The 16,181-nt window shown below is 59.1% G+C and carries 14 protein-coding genes; 10 read left to right on the top strand and 4 right to left on the bottom strand.

The features are described 5' to 3' along the window. Positions 1–103: 103 nt before the first annotated feature. A complete protein-coding gene (pap, locus tag ACW9IR_RS01360) occupies positions 104–1,618 on the top strand; it encodes a polyphosphate:AMP phosphotransferase (protein WP_457461302.1) in 1,515 nt (504 codons plus the stop codon). 102 nt (positions 1,619–1,720) lie between these two features. Further along, complete coding sequence (locus tag ACW9IR_RS01355; protein ID WP_457461300.1) at positions 1,721–2,905, top strand: thiolase family protein; 1,185 nt, start codon at positions 1,721–1,723, stop codon at positions 2,903–2,905. A gap of 135 nt (positions 2,906–3,040) precedes the next feature. Here ACW9IR_RS01355 and ACW9IR_RS01350 read toward each other — a convergent pair whose 3' ends face one another. Continuing rightward, positions 3,041–3,235, bottom strand: coding sequence for a DUF6316 family protein (locus tag ACW9IR_RS01350; protein ID WP_457461298.1), 195 nt, complete (start codon positions 3,233–3,235; stop codon positions 3,041–3,043). A gap of 210 nt (positions 3,236–3,445) precedes the next feature. Here ACW9IR_RS01350 and ACW9IR_RS01345 point away from each other — a divergent pair, with 210 nt between their 5' ends. Continuing rightward, positions 3,446–4,405, top strand: coding sequence for a DMT family transporter (locus ACW9IR_RS01345; protein ID WP_457461296.1), 960 nt, complete (start codon positions 3,446–3,448; stop codon positions 4,403–4,405). A 103-nt stretch (positions 4,406–4,508) separates the two neighbouring features. Here the strand turns inward: ACW9IR_RS01345 and ACW9IR_RS01340 are convergent, their stop codons facing one another. After that, complete coding sequence (locus ACW9IR_RS01340; protein ID WP_007908383.1) at positions 4,509–5,903, bottom strand: class II fumarate hydratase; 1,395 nt, start codon at positions 5,901–5,903, stop codon at positions 4,509–4,511. 193 nt (positions 5,904–6,096) lie between these two features. Here ACW9IR_RS01340 and ACW9IR_RS01335 point away from each other — a divergent pair, with 193 nt between their 5' ends. The 7 genes from ACW9IR_RS01335 (at position 6,097) to ACW9IR_RS01305 (ending at position 14,000) form a co-directional block, all read left to right on the top strand. Beyond that, positions 6,097–6,618 carry a DUF2059 domain-containing protein gene (locus ACW9IR_RS01335; protein ID WP_102899986.1) on the top strand — a complete coding sequence of 174 codons (522 nt, stop codon included), beginning with the start codon at positions 6,097–6,099 and terminating at the stop codon, positions 6,616–6,618. 12 nt (positions 6,619–6,630) lie between these two features. Beyond that, the gene (locus ACW9IR_RS01330) at positions 6,631–6,936 is read left to right on the top strand and encodes a BolA family protein (protein ID WP_034155304.1); all 306 of its coding nucleotides are present in this window, start codon (positions 6,631–6,633) and stop codon (positions 6,934–6,936) included. Positions 6,937–7,099: 163 nt separating this feature from the next. Continuing rightward, on the top strand, positions 7,100–8,041 hold the full coding sequence (trhO, locus tag ACW9IR_RS01325) for an oxygen-dependent tRNA uridine(34) hydroxylase TrhO (RefSeq protein ID WP_038364391.1): 942 nt from the start codon (positions 7,100–7,102) through the stop codon (positions 8,039–8,041). 35 nt (positions 8,042–8,076) lie between these two features. Next, on the top strand, positions 8,077–8,679 hold the full coding sequence (locus ACW9IR_RS01320; protein WP_457461390.1) for a DsbA family protein: 603 nt from the start codon (positions 8,077–8,079) through the stop codon (positions 8,677–8,679). Next, on the top strand, positions 8,672–10,498 hold the full coding sequence (locus ACW9IR_RS01315) for an ABC transporter ATP-binding protein (protein ID WP_186613812.1): 1,827 nt from the start codon (positions 8,672–8,674) through the stop codon (positions 10,496–10,498). The genes ACW9IR_RS01320 and ACW9IR_RS01315 overlap by 8 nt, the downstream gene beginning before the upstream one ends. 201 nt (positions 10,499–10,699) lie before the next feature. After that, positions 10,700–13,159, top strand: a complete 2,460-nt coding sequence (locus ACW9IR_RS01310) for an EAL domain-containing protein (protein ID WP_150811740.1) — start codon at positions 10,700–10,702, stop codon at positions 13,157–13,159. Between the two features lie 79 nt (positions 13,160–13,238). Further along, positions 13,239–14,000 carry a TenA family transcriptional regulator gene (locus tag ACW9IR_RS01305; RefSeq protein ID WP_457461292.1) on the top strand — a complete coding sequence of 254 codons (762 nt, stop codon included), beginning with the start codon at positions 13,239–13,241 and terminating at the stop codon, positions 13,998–14,000. A 133-nt stretch (positions 14,001–14,133) separates the two neighbouring features. Here ACW9IR_RS01305 and ACW9IR_RS01300 read toward each other — a convergent pair whose 3' ends face one another. Together ACW9IR_RS01300 and ACW9IR_RS01295 are read right to left on the bottom strand one after the other, a co-directional pair. Then, positions 14,134–15,060: a GGDEF domain-containing protein gene (locus tag ACW9IR_RS01300; protein ID WP_095120525.1), complete on the bottom strand. Its 927-nt coding sequence runs from the start codon at positions 15,058–15,060 to the stop codon at positions 14,134–14,136. Between the two features lie 361 nt (positions 15,061–15,421). Next, complete coding sequence (locus tag ACW9IR_RS01295) at positions 15,422–16,162, bottom strand: YciK family oxidoreductase (protein WP_085710824.1); 741 nt, start codon at positions 16,160–16,162, stop codon at positions 15,422–15,424. Positions 16,163–16,181: the final 19 nt, after the last annotated feature.

Genomic DNA, 16,181 nt, shown 5'->3' with positions numbered 1-16,181 from the left:
GCTTGTCGCCGAGACTGGCGGACAATCCGCCACCCGCGGGAATTTCTGCGCCGCTGCTGTGCCCAATCCGCTAGTCTTGCTGAATCCTGGAAGGAGCCGTCCTATGTTTGAATCCGCTGAAATCGGTCACGCCATCGACAAAGACACCTATGAGGCGGCCGTCCCGGCACTGCGTGAAGCCTTGCTCGAAGCTCAGTTCGAATTGCAGCAGCAGAAGCGTTTCCCGGTGATCATTCTGATCAACGGCATCGAGGGTGCGGGCAAGGGCGAGACGGTCAAATTGCTCAACGAGTGGATGGACCCGCGCCTGATCGAGGTGCGCACCTTCGATCAGCAGACTGATGAGGAATTGTCGCGGCCACCGGCGTGGCGCTACTGGCGGATGCTCCCGGCCAAGGGGCGCATGGGGATTTTCTTTGGCAACTGGTACAGCCAGATGCTGCAGGGCAGGGTGCACGGCTTGTTCAAGGATCCGCGTCTGGATCAGGCGATTGCCGGCGCCGAGCGTCTGGAAAAGATGCTCTGCGATGAAGGCGCGCTGATCTTCAAGTTCTGGTTTCACCTGTCCAAGAAACAGATGAAGGCGCGACTCAAGGCGCTGGCGGATGATCCACTGCACAGCTGGCGCATCAGCCCGCTGGACTGGCAGCAGTCGGAGACCTACGACAAGTTCGTCAAATACGGCGAGCGCGTGCTGCGCCGTACCAGCCGTGATTACGCGCCGTGGCATGTGATCGAAGGCGCCGACGCCAACTACCGCAGCCTGGCGGTTGGCAAGATCCTCCTCGAAGGTTTGCAAAATGCGCTGAAGCGTCCGGACGTACATCCCCACGATGTCAGCGCCGCGCCGCTGGGCACGCCGGTCGATCAGTTGAACCTGCTCGACAGCCTCGACCTGACCCAGCGCCTGGAGAAGAAAGACTACGAAGAACAACTGATCACCGAGCAGGCGCGCCTGTCCGGGTTGATGCGTGACAAACGTATGCGTCGCCACGCACTGATCGCGGTATTCGAAGGCAACGATGCGGCGGGCAAGGGCGGGGCGATCCGTCGGGTCGCGGCGGCGCTCGATCCGCGTCAATACAACATCGTGCCGATTGCCGCGCCGACTGAAGAGGAGCGCGCGCAGCCGTACCTGTGGCGTTTCTGGCGGCACATTCCGGCGCGCGGCAAGTTCACCGTGTTCGACCGCTCCTGGTACGGCCGGGTCTTGGTCGAGCGCGTCGAGGGTTTCTGCACGCCGGCCGACTGGCTGCGCGCCTATGGCGAGATCAACGACTTTGAAGAGCAACTGGCCGACGCCGGAGTGATCGTGGTCAAGTTCTGGCTGGCCATCGACAAGGACACGCAGATGGAGCGTTTTCAGGCGCGCGAAGAGATCCCGTTCAAGCGTTTCAAGATCACCGAAGACGACTGGCGCAATCGCGACAAGTGGGACGCCTATCGGGCCGCCGTGGGCGATATGGTCGACCGCACCAGCTCGGAGATCTCGCCATGGACGCTGGTCGAAGCCAATGACAAGCGCTGGGCGCGGGTCAAGGTGCTGCGCACGATTAACCGCGCACTCGAAGACGCTTTCGAGGAATCCGACAAGCGTGCGAAGAAACACAAGGACTGAACCGATACACGCGCATACGCGGGGTGAATGATTGTCGCGGTGGTTGATGCGGTGGACTTATGCTCGGTCCACTCTCAACTGACTACAACAATGAGGTATGCCATGCGTGAAGTGGTGATCGTCGATAGCGTGCGGACCGGCCTGGCCAAATCCTTTCGCGGCAAGTTCAACCAGACCCGTCCCGATGACATGGCGGCTCATTGCGTCAACGCCCTGCTTGAGCGCAACGACATCGACCCGGCCAGCGTCGAGGATTGCATCGTTGGTGCAGGCTCCAACGAAGGCGCGCAGGGCTACAACATCGGCCGTAACGTCGCGGTGCTGTCGCGTCTGGGCACCGGCACTGCCGGCATGACTCTCAACCGTTTTTGCTCCTCAGGCTTGCAGGCGATTGCGATTGCCGCCAACCAGATTGCCTCGGGTTGCAGCGATATCATCGTTGCCGGCGGCGTCGAGTCGATCAGCCTGACGATGAAAAGCGTCAACACCGATCACCTGATCAACCCGCTGCTCAAACAGCAGACGCCAGGCATCTATTACACGATGGGCCAGACCGCCGAAGTGGTGGCTCGGCGTTATGGCGTCAGCCGTGAAGCGCAGGATCGTTATTCGCTGCAAAGTCAGATTCGCACCGCACAAGCTCAGGCGGCGGGGCTGTTCAACGATGAAATCGTGCCGATGGCGGTGAAGTATCGCGTCGAGGACAAAAACACCGGTGAAGTGCAGATTCTCGATGGCGTGGTGGATCGCGACGATTGCAACCGCCCCGACACTACTTATGAAAGCCTCGCCGGGCTGAAGCCGGTGTTCGCCGAGGACGGTTCGGTAACGGCGGGCAACTCGTCGCAACTGTCCGACGGTGCCTCGATGACCTTGGTGATGAGCCTGGAAAAAGCCCTGCAACTGGGCCTCAAACCGAAAGCGTTTTTCCGTGGTTTTACCGTGGCCGGTTGCGAGCCGGACGAAATGGGCATCGGCCCGGTGTTCTCGGTGCCGAAATTGCTCAAGGCCAAGGGCTTGCAGGTGGCGGATATCGACTTGTGGGAGCTGAACGAGGCGTTCGCGTCGCAGTGCCTATATAGCCGGGATCGGCTGGAGATCGATAACGAAAAGTACAACGTCAACGGCGGCTCGATTTCCATTGGTCACCCGTTTGGCATGACCGGATCGCGGCAGGTCGGGCATCTGGTGCGCGAGTTGCAGCGGCGTAATTTGCGTTATGGGATCGTAACGATGTGTGTGGGTGGCGGGATGGGCGCGACGGGGTTGTTTGAGGCAGTGCGCTAAGCCAGAGCATTTTTGTTGTCTGTTCCATTGCTATCGCTGGCAAGCCAGCTCCCACAGGTATCGTAGCGGTCGCACAAATTGCGTATGCCACTAATCCTGTGGGAGCTGGCTTGCCAGCGATTGGATCACCACCGCTTAACGACTGGAATCCAGTCCTTGCATCCGCGCGATGTAAGCCTGGATTTCTTTTTCAATCTGCTCGGCACTGTCAAACGGCCCTTCAAGGGTATTTTCCCGAGTACTGAAATACAGTTCACCATTGACCCGACACACCCGGTCGCTGCGAAAGCGCATGGCGGGGGCGCTGTCCTGGGCGCGCATTCCCAACATGAGCGGTCTCCTTGGCTGATACGCTGAAAGGGATCCAGTGAGCTTATGTCTGAAGTACTTGGCGCGCCCGCCCAGCCGATCAACGGCACCGCGTCAATTTACTGCTGCGACCTGCACAGTTGCATTCGCGTCCTGGCCTTAACTGTCCCTGTGTGCGGATCTAAGGCGCGCCTAGAATGGGCGCTCTTGTCAGCAGGTTTTGGGGTTTCCATGCACATTTCATCCGGTCGCTGGGTCTACGGCTTGTTCCTGGCGCTGCTGACCGCGTTTCTGTGGGGCATCCTGCCGATCAAACTCAAACAGGTGTTGCTGGTGATGGATCCGGTCACGGTGACCTGGTTTCGTCTGCTGGTGTCCGGCGGCTGCCTGTTCATCTATCTGGCGGCGGTCAAGCGTCTGCCTAGTCGCAAAGTGCTGGGTCCCAAGGGCGGCTGGCTGGTGCTGATGGCGGTGCTCGGGTTGGTTGGCAACTATGTGCTGTACCTGATGGGGCTCAATCTGCTCAGCCCCGGCACCGCGCAACTGGTGGTGCAAATGGGGCCGATCATGCTGTTGATCGCCAGTCTGTTTGTGTTCAAGGAACGTTTCAGTATCGGCCAGGGGATTGGCTTGGCGGTGCTATTGATCGGTTTTGTGTTGTTCTTCAATCAGCGCCTGGCCGAGCTGCTGACCTCGCTGTCGGATTACACCGCAGGGGTTTTGCTGGTGTTGTTGGCGTCAACGGTGTGGACCTTCTATGCGCTGGGCCAGAAGCAATTGCTGACGGTGTGGAATTCGCTGCAGGTGATGATGGTGATCTATCTGTTCTGCGCGCTGTTGCTGACACCGTGGGTACACCCGCTCGAAGCGCTGAATCTGAGTCCGCTGCAGGGCTGGCTGTTGCTGGCGTGCTGCATGAACACGTTGATTGCCTATGGCGCATTCGCTGAGGCGCTGGCGCATTGGGAGGCGTCGCGGGTCAGTGCGACGTTGGCGATTACGCCGTTGGTGACGTTTGGCGCGGTGGCGATTGCGGCCGGGATCTGGCCGGAATATGTGCATGCCGAGCAGATCAATGGGTTGGGTTATGGCGGGGCGGTGCTGGTGGTACTGGGCTCCGCGCTGGTGGCGTTGGGGCCTTCGTTGATTGCCGGGTTGAAGGCGCGGCGGATGAAGGTGGCGGCAGGCTAACCGCGTCAGGGCCATCGCGAGCAGGCTCACTCCTACATTTGGAACGCATTCCCTTGTAGGAGTGAGCCTGCTCGCGATGACTTATTAAGAAACGCTACAAATCTCAGCCCTTGGCCCCAGCCTCGATCATGTTCTCCGGCCGCACCCACGCATCAAACTCTTCGTCGGTCAGATAGCCCAACGCCAACGCCGCCTCACGCAAGGTCAGCCCTTCGCTGTAAGCCTTCTTGGCAATCTCCGCTGATTTGTCATAACCAATGTGCGGATTCAACGCCGTCACCAGCATCAGCCCACGTTCCAGGTGTCGGGCCATGACTTCGGCGTCCGGCTCAAGCCCTGCGATGCAGTGCTGCTGGAAGTTACTGCAACCATCGGCCAGCAAGCGAATCGATTGCAGCAGGTTATGGATGATCACCGGTTTGAACACGTTCAGCTGCAAGTGACCCTGGCTGGCGGCAATGCCGATCGTCACATCGTTGCCCAGCACCTGACAGGCCAGCATCGACAGCGCTTCGCACTGCGTCGGGTTGACCTTGCCCGGCATGATCGAACTGCCCGGCTCATTCGCCGGAAGGCGCACTTCGGCAAAACCGGCGCGTGGGCCGGAGCCGAGCAAGCGCAGGTCGTTGGCGATTTTCATCAGCGCCACGGCGAGGGTTTTCAGCGCGCCGGAGAGGCTGGTCAGCGGTTCGTGGCCGGCGAGGGCGGCAAACTTGTTCGGTGCAGTGACGAATGGCAGACCGGACAGTGCCGCCAGTTCTGCAGCAATCGCCTCACCAAAACCGTGTGGCGAATTCAGCCCGGTGCCGACGGCGGTGCCGCCCTGCGCCAGTTCACACACCGCTGGCAGTGCCGCGCGAATAGCGCGTTCGGCGTAATCCAGTTGCGCGATAAAACCAGACAACTCCTGACCGAAGGTGATCGGCGTCGCGTCCATCATGTGCGTACGCCCGGTCTTCACCAGTTTCATGTGCCGCGCCGCCAGTTCGGCGAGACCACCGGACAGCTCGGCAATCGCCGGCAGCAGTTGCTCCTGCACGGCTTGCGCAGTGGCGATGCTCATGGCGGTGGGGAAGCAGTCGTTGGAGCTTTGCGAACGGTTGACGTGATCATTGGGGTGCACCGGCGTCTTGCCGCCGCGCGGGTTGCCGGCCAGTTCGTTGGCGCGACCGGCGATCACTTCGTTGACGTTCATGTTGCTCTGGGTGCCGCTGCCGGTCTGCCAGACCACCAACGGAAACTGGTCGTCGTGCTGGCCATCGAGGACTTCGTCGGCGGCCTGTTCGATCAGACGGGCGATGTCGGCGGGCAGGTCGCCGTTGCGGTCGTTGACCCGTGCGGCGGCTTTCTTGATCAGGGCCAATGCGTGCAATACCGGCAGCGGCATGCGTTCCTGACCAATGGCGAAGTTGATCAGCGAGCGTTGCGTCTGAGCACCCCAGTAGGCGTCGTCCGGGACTTCGATCTGGCCCAGGCTGTCGGTTTCGATACGGCTCATCGTGCACACTCCTGTTGGTCTGTTTGCGCAGTTTAGGCCGGCTTCGGCCCGGGTGGTTCCATCGAGCCGATTGTTGACCGGTAAAACCCCGCCAATCAAGCGCGGCAAGGCTCGGGGGTTGAGCCACGAGGTTTTTTAGGCGCAGAATGGTCGCCCTTGGGGTTTTACCTCGCCTAGCTGAAAAGGAAACTCGATGACTCGTCTTCGTGCCATCTGCACCGCGGTTGCACTGGTTTGCGCCAGCGGCCAGGTGCTTGCCGATACCGCCAGCCACAACGCCAGTGCTGAAGCTTTCCTGACCCTGGCGCACGCTGACAAGCTGGGCACTCCGGTGTACATGCAAGTGCAGCAAATGTTCGCTCAGCGTTTTGAACAGACCAAAGCCCCGGAAGCCAAGAAAGCCGTACTGGAAACCTACCAGGCCAAGGCCAACGCCGCGCTGGACCAGGCCATCGGCTGGAACAAGCTCAAGCCTGACATGGTCAAGCTCTACACCAGCAACTTCAGCGAATCCGAGCTGAAAGACCTTGTTGCGTTCTACAAGTCGCCACTGGGCAAGAAAGTCCTGGAAAAAATGCCGCAGCTGACCCAGCAATCGGCCCAGATGACCCAGGCCAAACTGGAAAGCGCGGTACCGGTAGTCAACAAACTGCTGGAAGACATGACCAACGAGCTGGCCCCGAAAGGCGCTGCTCCGGCCAAGAAAAAGCCGTAAGCGGAGTTCGTGATGACCATGCAACAACGCATCGAATCGACGCTGGCCCTGCTTCAGCCTGAGCACCTGCAAGTGCTGGACGAAAGCCACATGCACAGTCGCGGGTTGCAGACCCACTTCAAGGCTGTGGTGGTCAGCGCGCAGTTCGACGGCCTGAACCGGGTCAAGCGCCACCAGAAAGTCTACGGCACGCTCGGCGAGCTGATGGGCGAGTTCCATGCGTTGGCGCTGCACACCTACACCCCGCAGGAATGGGCAGAGATCGGCGCCGCCCCGGCGTCACCGACCTGTGCCGGAGGACGGCAGCCGCAAGCTTGAAGCGGCAAGCTGCAAGTTAAAGGCGAGTGTTCTTGGCTTGTCGCTTGAAGCTCGCCGCTTGAAGCTGCTTTTTTGCTAGAATCCGCAACGCGCCGCTTACCCGGCGCGTTTTTTTTTGAATCCGGTTCACCCTTTGCGAGGGTAGCCACCTGGAGAAATACCCATGACACAACCGATTGTCGTGGCGGCACTGTATAAGTTCGTCACCCTCGAAGATTACGTTGACCTGCGCGAGCCCCTGCTGCAAGCGATGGTCGACAACCAGATCAAAGGCACCCTGCTGATCGCCGAAGAAGGCATCAACGGCACGGTGTCCGGCAGCCGCGAAGGCATTGATGGCCTGCTCGCCTGGCTGAAGAACGACCCACGCATGATCGATATCGATCACAAAGAGTCGTACTGCGACGAGCAGCCGTTCTATCGCACCAAGGTCAAACTGAAGAAAGAGATCGTCACCCTCGGTGTCGAAGGCGTCGACCCGAACAAAAAAGTCGGCACCTACGTTGATCCGCAAGACTGGAACGCGTTGATCAGCGACCCGGAAGTGCTGTTGATTGACACGCGTAACGATTACGAAGTGTCGATCGGCACCTTCGAAGGCGCCATCGATCCGAAAACCACCAGTTTTCGTGAATTCCCTGACTACATCAAAGAACACTTCGATCCGGCCGTGCACAAGAAGGTCGCGATGTTCTGCACCGGCGGCATTCGCTGCGAGAAAGCCTCGAGCTACATGCTCAGCGAAGGCTATGAAGAGGTTTACCACCTCAAGGGCGGCATCCTGAAGTACCTTGAAGAGGTGCCGCAGGAAGAAACCAAGTGGCAGGGCGACTGCTTCGTGTTCGACAACCGCGTGACCGTGCGTCACGACCTCAGCGAAGGCGACTACGATCAATGTCATGCCTGCCGCACACCGGTCAGTGTTGAAGATCGCGCCTCCGAGCATTACGTCGCCGGCATCAGTTGCCCGCATTGCTGGGACAAGCTGAGCGAGAAAACCCGCCGCAGCGCCATCGATCGGCAGAAGCAGATCGAACTGGCCAAGGCGCGCAACATGCCGCACCCGATCGGCTACAACTACAAGCAAGCATCCACCGAGGCTTAACCATGTCTGCGCGCCTGCTCTATGTGATGGATCCGATGTGTTCGTGGTGCTGGGGATTTGCTCCGGTGGCCATGGCATTGGTCGAGCAGGCGCAAGCAGCCGGGGTTGAATTGCATCTGGTGGTCGGCGGTCTGCGTACCGGCAGCGGTTCGGCGCTGGAACCGACTACGCGTCGCTATATTCTTGAACACTGGCAAGCGGTCACCGAGGCCACCGGTCAGGCGTTCAAGTTCGACGGTGCGTTGCCCGATGGTTTTGTCTATGACACTGAGCCGGCCTGCCGGGCGATCGTTACTGCGCGCAGCCTGGCGCCGGATTGCGCGTGGAGACTGGTCGGGCTGATCCAGCAGGCGTTTTACGCTGAAGGTCGCGATGTCACCCAGGCCAGCGTGCTGGTCGAGTTGGCAGAAAAGGCCGGCGTGCCGCGCATCGAATTCGCTGCGTTGTTCGATCATGCCGATCAGCACAAAGCGACTCAGGCCGATTTCAGTTGGGTGCAGGATCTCGGTATCGCCGGTTTTCCGACCCTGCTGGCCGAGCGCAACGGCCAACTGGCCCTGCTGACCAACGGCTACCAACCGCTCAGTGAACTGTCGCCGTTACTGGGTCGATGGCTGGAGCGTGCGGCCTGTGTCTGATCGGGCCGATGACACGCCAGCCGTAAAGCGTGTCGACCGGCTGAGCTGGGCAGAAGTCCGGCGACTGGCACTCACTCACAAAAAATCCCTGTGGATCGCCAACGGCGTGGCTGTGCTGGCGACGTTGTGCAGCGTGCCGATCCCATTGCTGCTGCCATTGCTGGTGGACGAAGTCCTGCTCGGCCACGGCGATGCGGCACTGAAAGTCATGAACCATGTACTGCCGACAATGTGGCAGCAGGCGGCGGGTTACATCGGCTTGATGCTGTTGGTCACCCTGACGTTGCGTTGTGGCTCGCTGTGCTTTGGCGTGTTGCAGTCGCGCCTGTTTGCGCGCTTGGCCAAAGACATCGTTTACCGCATTCGCGTGCGCTTGATCGAACGCCTCAAGCGCATTTCCCTCGGCGAATACGAAAGCCTCGGTAGCGGCACGGTGACCACGCACCTGGTCACCGACCTCGATACCCTCGACAAATTTGTCGGCGAAACCCTCAGCCGCTTTCTGGTGGCGATGCTGACGCTGGTCGGCACTGCGAGCATCCTGATGTGGATGCACTGGAAACTGGCGCTGCTGATTCTGCTGTTCAACCCGTTGGTGATCTACGCCACGGTGCAGTTGGGCAAGCGCGTCAAACACCTGAAGAAACTCGAGAACGACAGCACCTCACGCTTCACTCAGGCGCTGAGCGAAACCCTCGATGCGATTCAGGAGATCCGTGCCGGCAACCGTCAGGGCTTCTTCCTTGGGCGACTCGGTCTGCGTGCGCAGGAAGTGCGCAACTACGCGGTCAACTCGCAGTGGAAAACCGACGCTTCCAACCGCGCCAGCGGCTTGTTGTTTCAGTTCGGCATCGACATTTTCCGCGCGGCGGCGATGCTCACGGTGTTGTTCTCCGACCTGTCGATCGGCCAGATGCTCGCGGTGTTCAGCTACCTGTGGTTCATGATCGGCCCGGTTGAACAATTGCTCAACCTGCAATACGCCTACTACGCGGCGGGCGGGGCGCTGGCGCGGATCAACGAACTGCTGGCGCGCGCCGATGAGCCGCAATATCCCGGCGGCGTCGATCCGTTCAAGGGCCGCGACACCGTCGGCATTCAGGTGCAAGGCCTGAGCTTCGGCTACGGTGACGAGCTGGTGCTGGATCAGCTGAATCTGTCGATCGCTCCCGGTGAAAAAGTCGCGATTGTCGGCGCCAGCGGCGGTGGCAAAAGTACCCTCGTGCAATTGCTGCTCGGGCTGTATACGCCAGTGTCCGGCAGCATCCGTTTCGGCGGTTCGACCCAGCAGGAAATCGGCCTGGACACGGTACGGGAAAACGTCGCGGTGGTGCTGCAGCACCCGGCGTTGTTCAACGATACCGTGCGCGCCAACCTGACCATGGGCCGCACCCGCAGTGACGAAGCGTGCTGGCAGGCGCTGGAAATCGCTCAGCTCGAAGCGACCATCCGTGCTTTGCCCAATGGTCTGGACAGTATTGTCGGTCGTTCCGGCGTGCGCCTGTCCGGCGGGCAGCGCCAACGTCTGGCCATCGCGCGGATGATCCTCGCCGAGCCAAAAGTTGTCATTCTCGACGAAGCCACCTCGGCCCTAGACGCCGCCACCGAATACAACCTGCATCAGGCCATGGCGCGCTTTCTCAATGGCCGCACCACGCTGATCATTGCCCACCGACTGTCGGCGGTGAAGCAGGCTGATCGCGTGCTGGTGTTCGACGGTGGTCAGGTCGCTGAAGACGGCGATCATCAGCAACTGATCGCTGACGGTGGCCTGTATGCCAAGCTCTATGGTCACCTGCAGCAGATCCAGCGCCCTTGAGTTTCGTTCCGGTTTCTGTGCTTAGTGCTTGAATTGCATTGAATAAACTCAACCGGAACGTTCAAGCAGACCAGCCATTTGCACAATCGACCTAGAGGACGGCAGAGCTGTCCCTTTGACTTGTCGAAAATTAGCCTAGGCTGAGCTGTCAGGAGCGGGATTTTCCGGTGTTCATCTGGCAGTGCTTGCGCAAGGGATCTCATGAAGCAAAAGCGGACTCTCGGAACGCCACGGTTGTTGGGCATCGTCTGGCCATTTATTGCCGTCGTGTTGTTTCAAGCGTTATTGGGTGGCGTGAGTCTTTACGTGCTGTCGGCCGTTCGCGGTTATGTCGCCGGTGAAAGCCTTTGGTCCAAGGGCCAGAAAGACGCGATCTACTACCTCAATCTGTATGCCGATAGCCGCGACGAGGCAATTTTCCTCAAATACCGCAACGCGATTGCCGTGCCACAAGGCGGGCATCAGTTGCGCCTGGCGCTGGATCATCAACCGCCGGACCTGGCCGCAGCGCGCGAAGGTATTCTCAAGGGCGGCAACCACCCGGATGACGTCTCCAGCCTGATCTGGCTGTACCTCAACTTCCGCCATTTCAGTTATCTGGAAACTGCCATTGATCGCTGGACGGTCGGTGACGCCTATCTGGTCGAGTTGGATGACGTGGCGCAGGAGATGCACCGCAGCATCTCGCAGAACACCGCCAACAGTGCCGATGTCCAGCGCTGGAAGGCGCGGATTTTCGCCATCAATGATGGCGTCACCCCGGCGGCGAAAGCCTTCAGCGATGCTTTAGGCGAAGGCTCGCGGATGATCATGCGTCTGCTGCTGTTTACCAACCTGGCCACGGCACTTGGGTTGATCGTGCTGGCCTTGTGGCGCACACACAAACTGCTCAAGCAGCGTCATGCCTTTGCCGAGGCGCTGCAACTGGAGAAGGATCGGGCGCACGTCACCTTGCATTCGATCGGTGATGGCGTCATCACCACCGATGTCAGCGGTGCCATCGATTACATGAACCCTGCCGCCGAATCCATGACTCACTGGAAGGCCGAGCAGGCGGCCGGCCTGCCGCTGGCCGCGCTGTTCAATTTGCTCGACGACAACGCTCAGGCCGAAGGCCTGACGCTGATCGAGCACATTCTCAGCGGCAAACTCAGCGGCGGTAGCGAGCATTCGAAACTGATCCAGCGCCTCGATGGCACAACGTTGTCGGTAACGCTGGTCGGCGCGCCGATCCGCAATGCCGGCAAGGTCAGCGGCACGGTGCTGGTGCTGCACGACATGACTCAGGAGCGGCAATACATCGCCAATCTGTCGTGGCAGGCGACCCATGATGCGCTGACCGGGCTGGCCAACCGCCGCGAGTTTGAATATCGCCTGGAGCAGGCGCTGCACAACCTCACGCGCCATTCCGGGCGGCATGCGCTGATGTTCCTCGACCTCGATCAATTCAAACTGGTCAACGACACCTGTGGTCACGCCGCCGGTGATGAGCTGTTGCGGCACATTTGCACGTTGTTGCAATCGGGGCTGCGCGAAGGCGATACGCTGGCGCGCCTTGGCGGTGATGAATTCGGCATTTTGCTGGAGAACTGCGCACCGGAAGCGGCGGAAAAGATTGCCGAGGCGTTGCGCCAGACGGTGCAGAATCTGCATTTTGTCTGGAAGGGGCGGCCATTCCTGACCACGGTGAGCATTGGCCTGGTGCATATCGCACAAATCCCGACGACCCTCGAAACCTCACTGCGCGCGGCCGATATGGCCTGTTACATGGCCAAGGAGAAGGGCCGCAACCGGGTGCAGGTCTACCACGCCGACGATTCCGAACTGTCGCTGCGCTTTGGCGAAATGGCGTGGGTGCAGCGTCTGCACATGGCGCTGGAAGAAAACCGTTTTTGTCTGTACGCCCAGGAAATCGCGCCGCTCAAGCCGGGCGACAACAAGGGTGGGCACATCGAGATTCTGCTGCGACTGCATGATGAAGCCGGGCGGATGATTCTGCCGGACAGTTTCATTCCAGCCGCCGAACGCTATGGTTTGATGAGTCAACTGGACCGCTGGGTAGTTCAGAACGTATTTAAGGTTATTGCTCAATGTATTGCGCAAGAGCATAAACGGCCATTAGCGATGTGTGCGATTAATCTGTCAGGCATTACTATAGGAGATGACGCGTTTTTGCACTTTCTGCGTGAGCAGTTTGTTAACTATGCGATACCGCCTGAAATGATTTGTTTTGAAATTACCGAGACCAGTGCAATTTCAAACTTGGGGAGTGCAATTAGATTTATTAATGAACTCAAAGGCTTAGGTTGTTATTTCTCACTTGATGACTTTTGTGCCGGAATGTCTTCATTCGCTTATCTGAAACATTTGCCTGTAGACTTCCTGAAGATCGACGGGAGTTTCGTAAAGGATATGCTGGACGACCCGATTAACCGCGCAATGGTCGAAGTGATCAATCACATCGGGCATGTCATGGGTAAGCAGACAATTGCCGAGTTTGTTGAAACAACCCAGATCGAGCAGGCATTGCTTGAAATCGGTGTGGACTACGCTCAGGGTTATGTTATAGAACGCCCACAGTTGTTTACCTGTGACAGTTTGCAAAGTCGGCCCGCCAGACCGCAGCCGCTGTTATTCAAAGCGCCTGGCACGTTCCGTTGAAGTCTCTCGCCGATCCTTACAATCACAAATCAAAAGGAGCCGAACAGTGATCGACACATTCAACCGAACCGGACCACTCATGGAAGCTGCAAGTTATCCTGCCTGGGCGCAACAGCTCATTGAGGATTGCAGCGAGAGCAAGCGCCGGGTTGTCGAACATGAGTTGTATATGCGCATGCGGGATAACAAGCTCAGTGCCAGAACCATGCGTCAGTACCTGATTGGCGGCTGGCCAGTGGTTGAGCAGTTCGCGTTGTACATGGCGCAGAATCTCACCAAAACCCGGTTTGCCCGCCACCCCGGAGAAGACATGGCGCGGCGCTGGCTGATGCGCAATATCCGCGTTGAACTCAATCACGCTGATTACTGGGTGCATTGGAGTCGTGCCCATTGCGTCAGTCTTGAAGATCTCCAGGCCCAACATGTGCCACCGGAACTGCATGCCCTGAGTCACTGGTGCTGGCACACCAGTTCGGCCGATTCGCTGATCGTGGCTATCGCCGCCACCAACTACGCCATCGAGGGCGCGACCGGGGAGTGGTCGGCGCTGGTTTGTTCGACGGGAGTTTACGCGGCGGCGTTTCCTGAAGAAGACCGCAAGCGTGCAATGAAGTGGCTGAAGATGCACGCCCAGTATGACGATGCTCACCCTTGGGAGGCGCTGGAAATCATCTGCACCCTGGCCGGGATGAACCCGACCAAGGCTTTGCAGGAAGAACTGCGTCAGGCAGTGTGCAAGAGCTACGACTACATGTACCTGTTTCTGGAGCGTTGCATGCAACTGGAAACGTCGGAGCGCTTGTTGGTCAACCGAGAGCGCAGGGCGGTAGTCGAGAGCTGATACCGGCTACATGAAACTAATGTGGGAGCGAGCCTGCTCGCGAAAGCGGTCCGTCAGTCAACTCATGGTTGAATGTCAGATTGCATTCGCGAGCAAGCTCGCTCCCACACTGTTTTGTATCGTTTGGAAGGACTTAGCCTGCCATCGCCAATCGGTTACGCCCTTCACGCTTGGCCACGTACAGCGCACTGTCAGCCCGGCGCAGCAAGCTGTCGGCCGATTCGCCCGGCAACAACGTCGAGCATCCCAGGCTCACAGTCAATTCGATTAACTGCCCGTCCGCATAGTATTCAGCCGCCTGCGTCGCATAGCGCAGCCGTTCGCCGACCATTGCGGCCGCATCCCGGCCGGTATTGGACAGCAGCACCAGAAACTCTTCGCCACCGTAACGAAATACCATGTCGACGTTGCGCAACTGCGCCTTGATGGTCGCCGCGATGGCTTTAAGTACGTCGTCGCCGGCGCTGTGGCCGTGGCTGTCGTTGACCCGTTTGAAGTGATCGATGTCGAGCATCAGCACCGAGAGCGGCTGCACATGCCGACGCGACATGTCGATCTCGCGCTGCAAGGTCTGCTCCATGGCGATGCGGTTACCGGCGCCGGTCAGCGGATCACGCAGGGCGCTCTGCGTGGCGGCGCGGTAGAGCAGGGCATTGCGCATCGGGTACAGCAGCGACGACAACAGTGATTCAAGGTTGCCCTGATCCTGTTCGTTGAAGCGCTGATTGCGACGGAACACCAGTTCGCCCATATGCTCGCCTTCGTGGCTCAGGCTATAGCTGATCGAATGGTGGCCGCGGGTACCGAATTCCAGGCGCAGATCGCTGCCCTGGTGCACGTAGCTCAGCGCGTCCAGCGGTACAAGGCGCTGAACTTCGCGGAAAAACAGGCCGAGGATGCGTTGCGGCTCAAGACTGGTTTGCAGCTGCAGGCTCATTTGCTGACGCAATTGCGCCAGATTGGCCGGTCGCTCCAGAAGGGGCGGCAGTTGACCAAAGCCCAGGCGTTGCAATTTGGCACTGTCAAAGTCAATTGCATTGGTCTGGGAGGGTGATTTCATATGGCGTGAACCCTTAGCAGTAAGTCTGTCTTACAGGCTGGGTGAGAGCGGCTATGGGCTGCGCGTCGTACTGATCCATCAGTCCCGTAGGACGTTTGGCGTAAGTCTAGTCTGCCGGATGACGATTAGTAAGCTATCGAAATCGGGCTCGCCCCATTGCCTTCACGTGGCTTGTTTTGAGAGAAATTAGAGCGAAAGTCGTGCCATTCGGTTCGGTTTTATTTAAACCGTTTTGAATCAATGAGTTGGCTGGTGATGAGGGATGGATGCGCTGGAAAATTGACTGAAATATGACAGTCATCAGCGGCAAATGCATGCCGCGACAGGAATCTGCCGCGGCAACAAATGCGACGTATGGCAGTTATTGCGCGTTGAATGCCTGGCCGTTGATGCCGGTGCTGTCCGGGCCCATCAGGTACAGGTAGACCGGCATGATTTCTTCCGGCGTCGGATTGTTCAGCGGGTTTTCCCCCGGATAGGCCTGAGCACGCATGCTGGTGCGCGTACCGCCGGGGTTGATGCTGTTCGAGCGTACTGGCGCCACACCGTCGACTTCATCGGCCAGGGTTTGCATCAGGCCTTCGGTGGCGAACTTCGACACGCCATAGGCGCCCCAGTACGCCCGACCCTTGCGCCCGACGCTGCTGGAAGTGAACACCACCGATGCATCCTGCGACAGCTTGAGCAGCGGCAGCAGAGTGCTGGTCAGCATGAACATGGCGTTGACGTTGACCTGCATGACGCGCATGAAGTTTTCACCGGACAACTGCTCGATCGGCGTGCGTGGGCCGATGATCGAAGCGTTGTGCAGCAATCCGTCGAGGTGGCCGAATTCGCTCTCGATCATCGCGGCCAGCTCATCGTACTGGTGGGGCAGGGCGGTTTCGAGGTTGAACGGAATCACTGCCGGTTGCGGATGGCCGGCGGCTTCGATCTCGTCGTAGACCTGGGTCAGATTGGCTTCGGTTTTGCCCAGCAGCAATACCGTAGCGCCATGAGCGGCGTAGGTTTTCGCGGCCGCCGCGCCAATGCCACGACCGGCACCGGTGACCAGAATGACCCGATCCTTGAGCAATTCGGGACGAGCGGAGTAATCAAACATAAAAACCTCACAATCCATT

The organism is Pseudomonas sp. SDT291_1_S447, assembly GCF_054070155.1.
Note: the sequence above shows the minus strand (reverse complement) of the source record. Positions and strands in the feature narration are given on the sequence as shown.

Excerpts from the sequence above, each read along its gene's own strand:
- pap (WP_457461302.1), top strand. The coding sequence starts at position 104 with ATGTTTGAATCCGCTGAAATCGGTCACGCCATCGACAAAGACACCTAT.
- ACW9IR_RS01355 (WP_457461300.1), top strand. The coding sequence starts at position 1,721 with ATGCGTGAAGTGGTGATCGTCGATAGCGTGCGGACCGGCCTGGCCAAA.
- ACW9IR_RS01350 (WP_457461298.1), bottom strand. The coding sequence starts at position 3,235 with ATGTTGGGAATGCGCGCCCAGGACAGCGCCCCCGCCATGCGCTTTCGC.
- ACW9IR_RS01345 (WP_457461296.1), top strand. The coding sequence starts at position 3,446 with ATGCACATTTCATCCGGTCGCTGGGTCTACGGCTTGTTCCTGGCGCTG.
- ACW9IR_RS01340 (WP_007908383.1), bottom strand. The coding sequence starts at position 5,903 with ATGAGCCGTATCGAAACCGACAGCCTGGGCCAGATCGAAGTCCCGGAC.
- ACW9IR_RS01335 (WP_102899986.1), top strand. The coding sequence starts at position 6,097 with ATGACTCGTCTTCGTGCCATCTGCACCGCGGTTGCACTGGTTTGCGCC.
- ACW9IR_RS01330 (WP_034155304.1), top strand. The coding sequence starts at position 6,631 with ATGACCATGCAACAACGCATCGAATCGACGCTGGCCCTGCTTCAGCCT.
- trhO (WP_038364391.1), top strand. The coding sequence starts at position 7,100 with ATGACACAACCGATTGTCGTGGCGGCACTGTATAAGTTCGTCACCCTC.
- ACW9IR_RS01320 (WP_457461390.1), top strand. The coding sequence starts at position 8,077 with ATGTGTTCGTGGTGCTGGGGATTTGCTCCGGTGGCCATGGCATTGGTC.
- ACW9IR_RS01310 (WP_150811740.1), top strand. The coding sequence starts at position 10,700 with ATGAAGCAAAAGCGGACTCTCGGAACGCCACGGTTGTTGGGCATCGTC.
- ACW9IR_RS01305 (WP_457461292.1), top strand. The coding sequence starts at position 13,239 with ATGGAAGCTGCAAGTTATCCTGCCTGGGCGCAACAGCTCATTGAGGAT.
- ACW9IR_RS01300 (WP_095120525.1), bottom strand. The coding sequence starts at position 15,060 with ATGAAATCACCCTCCCAGACCAATGCAATTGACTTTGACAGTGCCAAA.
- ACW9IR_RS01295 (WP_085710824.1), bottom strand. The coding sequence starts at position 16,162 with ATGTTTGATTACTCCGCTCGTCCCGAATTGCTCAAGGATCGGGTCATT.